This is a genomic window from Nereida ignava (assembly GCF_001049735.1).
GTDB classification, from domain to species: domain Bacteria; phylum Pseudomonadota; class Alphaproteobacteria; order Rhodobacterales; family Rhodobacteraceae; genus Nereida; species Nereida ignava.
Genome location: NZ_CVPC01000047.1, coordinates 1 through 3,297 on the forward strand (window position 1 = coordinate 1; position 3,297 = coordinate 3,297).

General features: G+C 49.5%; 4 protein-coding genes. 1 reads left to right on the forward strand and 3 read right to left on the reverse strand.

What is annotated here, in order from left to right; genetic code table 11:
• Nucleotides 1–205 (reverse strand): transposase (locus NIG5292_RS14180; protein ID WP_048600192.1); only part of this gene is annotated, 205 nt, incomplete at its 3' end.
• 21 nt (nucleotides 206–226) lie between these two features.
• Nucleotides 227–886 carry an MBL fold metallo-hydrolase gene (locus tag NIG5292_RS14185; protein WP_053084951.1) on the reverse strand — a complete coding sequence of 220 codons (660 nt, stop codon included), beginning with the start codon at nucleotides 884–886 and terminating at the stop codon, nucleotides 227–229.
• Between the two features lie 565 nt (nucleotides 887–1,451).
• On the opposite strand from NIG5292_RS14185, the gene NIG5292_RS14190 reads away from it, so the two are divergent.
• The gene (locus tag NIG5292_RS14190; protein WP_048600193.1) at nucleotides 1,452–2,006 is read left to right on the forward strand and encodes a pyridoxamine 5'-phosphate oxidase family protein; all 555 of its coding nucleotides are present in this window, start codon (nucleotides 1,452–1,454) and stop codon (nucleotides 2,004–2,006) included.
• Nucleotides 2,007–2,148: 142 nt separating this feature from the next.
• Here NIG5292_RS14190 and NIG5292_RS14195 read toward each other — a convergent pair.
• Nucleotides 2,149–3,297 (reverse strand): AAA family ATPase (locus NIG5292_RS14195; protein ID WP_144412765.1); only part of this gene is annotated, 1,149 nt, incomplete at its 5' end.

Genomic DNA, 3,297 nt, shown 5'->3' on the forward strand with positions numbered 1-3,297 from the left:
GTGAGTGCAGGCGATTGTGGCCAGTTCGCGTGTCTCTCAGAAATCCGCCCGCAATGTCGTGCAGGCCGAGCACTTCATCCAATTCCCTGAACAACAGTAATCCACCGTCCGAGCTGATCTTGGAACCATGAAACTCCAGCCGGACCCGGCGGTCAAAACTGAGCCGCCCATCACCCGTTTCGCGTGCACCCTCTGGGTGATCCATAATCCACCACCTTCAGCCAAATTAACATACTGAAATATAACACATTAGTGGCCGTTGGAGGCGCGAAAACGTCAAGTTACTTGGGAAATGCGGGTTAAATAATATAACTTGATCCTTAATCGCTTCCATTCGCCGTTTAGCACCGACAGCAAAAGTAGTGCGAGCATCGCCAATATTATTCACTGTTTCTGGGTCCCACCAATAATCCCATTCGACTTGTCCCATCATGTAAGTAGCATTGTAAAATAATGGTTCATCAAAATCATCTAGCAAACCCCAGATGTGATCTGGGTGAGCATGAGTAAATACAACGTGCGTCACATCGGCGACGGTAAGGCCTAAAGAATTGAGACTACTTTCGACCCGGCCTGCGGTTGGCATAAAATCTGGACCTGAGCCAACATCAAATAGCACTGTGTTAATGCCATCTTGATACAAAGCTAAATTACACTCAGGCGTAAGGCGATCCGCCGCTAAGTTGAACTCAGCACGTAGCAGATCTAGTTTGTTTTTTGGCATGGGTTCAAAAATAAACTCCGCTGGTAGTATCAAAGATCCGTCACTGATTGTCGTTAACGAAGCCGAGCCCAACCTAATTTGCGCAGATGAGAACGTTGGAAGTGCAGACGCAAGGGGGGCAGCAATTGCTGCCGTTAAAAAATGTCGGCGTGTATTTTTCATCGAACGTCTCCCAAATTATTTAATTCGAATATGTAGATGGGATGATGTTGTGGCAAGTAATATGTGATTACAGGAGAGCTTTAGCCATGCAAAGATCAGTTAAATTAAAGCGGCTTCAGCATCTCATACTTGCCGATGTTCTGGGCATTACACTACCAATGCGTCATCTGTGTTCCCACCCATGTACGCCCCAAACTCCGCCGAAACAGTGTCCGCAACACAGCATTAGCCAACACAGTGTTCAACACCGTGATTCAGCAGTCGAAATAGCGAGTAACACGGCAAAAAGTGTGTGTTTGGTGTGTTTTTGAAAAACACAACTTAAGTGTGCATGGCGCTGATTTAAGTTATTGATATTGCTTGATAAATGGTGCCCGGGGCGGAATCGAACCACCGACACGAGGATTTTCAATGCAAGTGTTTGGATTTGGTAGGGGGACATTCGCCACCCTTTTCTGGGAACGGGAATATTTTTGTGACGATGCTGCCCCGTGAGGTGTGTTACAGCAACCGTTGTTAGACCTACGTTTCTACAATCAGGGAAGTCTTTGCGCGGAGAGAGAACATGAGTGACCCGAACGATCTGCCTACCTTTCTTGATTATGCATGGCGCCACTTAATACGAGGTGTAGCTGATGGCCGTTCACCGGCTCGCTACCCAACTTTTGCGACAGTAGCTGCAGATGGGACACCTGAGGCGCGTACCGTGACGCTGCGGGCTGCTTCCCGACCCCAATCTACGCTAGAGGTCCACACTGACATAGCTACAGCCAAAGTTGTTGCTTTGAAGCATTCCCCCAAAGCCGCTTTTCTCTTTTGGTTGCCACGTGCGAATTTACAAATTCGGATTACAACGACTGTGGACATCCAGACGGGGTCAGCTGTTGATGGGCAATGGGATCGCATTCCGTTAGCGTCGCGTGTTTCTTATGGCACTGAACCAACGCCGGGCACTGTCATTTCAGATGCTTATGCCTATGAAAAGCCTAGTGAGCGTGAACGGTTTGGAGTTTTGACGTGTAAAATGTTGCATATCGATCTTGTTCAGCTTGGCGAACGGCATCGACGTGCGGGCTATAATTTCAAAAACGATTGGGTGGGTGAGTGGCTTGCACCGTAATTAGGGGCTGTCCGTGTCTGTCCGTTGAGATGGGTGAGGTTGTAAATTTCTAAAATCCAACGGCTCTCAACCCTATCAACTGTGTCAACCATGCGAGCTTCGCACGGGTCGTAGTTGATAGAGTTGATAGGGTTGATACCCATTAGTTGGGAGCGAGCAGTCCTTCTCTGCGCCTGATTAGCCCGCTCGTAATCATTTTGTTAACCGCTGAGCTGAGTTGACCTTTGTCGCAGTTTAGATGCTCGACAATTGCGGCTTGAGTGCAGCGAGGATGGGCACGGATGTACTCGAGGCATTTTTGTTGAAACGTACCGAGACGACCCTCAACCATGTCCTGTGGCCAGCCAAATCCAGGCGATTGCCATGGAAGGACTAGCTCCTGCTGCTCGACATCTTTGCCGGTGATGTACAGGCCAACATCTTGGCTACCGATTTCGGGCTTCATCACCATTATCGTTTCTACTGTCGCCGCGATGCCTTGCGAGCCAAGGATGGTTTCGACAGGAGAAGCGTCGCCTTCTTTGGCTTTTCTTGTATGGTGCACAAGGATAATGGAAAGGTCCAAGTCATGGGCCAGCTTCCGCAAACCAGAGAACTCTTCTTCCGAGAGTGTATATTCATCTTTCTTCGTTTTGGATGATGGCGCCGCACGGATAGAAGCGAGCGTATCAACTACTAGGCACTTCATTGCTGGATACTTGGCCTTCAATGCTCGTATGAACGCATGGGCTTCTTGCCCTTTTGGTAGCGGCCGTTCGCACGACAAGCCCGCAATGAAGTGAATGTTGGGTGGCGGAAAGGGGCAGAGAGCCGACAAACGACTTTGCAATCTGCGGTCATTGTCTTCACTCGCGAGGTAGACGACTTCATGTCCAGCCTCAGCGACTTGCAGTGCAAAGAAAAAACAAAGCCAAGATTTACCAACTTTGGGAGGGCCTGCGAGCATCGTTAGAGCGGGCTTAGGGAGCAGTTGAGGTATCAGCCAATCGATTGGAGGAAAGACTTTTGCGGACAACTCCTGAGCAGACATGATCGTGTATCCAGCTAAGGGATCATCTTCGTCTATTTGTCCCTCCCCAAAACCCTTTTGTCTTGCTCCTCTAATCATAGGCCGTAGTTCAGCGACGGTTTGGTCAACGGTATAACCGTCGAGGGTTATGGCAGGTGCGAGAGCTACAATGATTTCATCGGAGACCCCTGCGGAGACCATCGAAGCGACGATGTCTCGAACATTGTTGTGCCACTCTACTCCGGTCCTTGCAGCGCGAAGGCGTTGGGCGTTTACGTCACC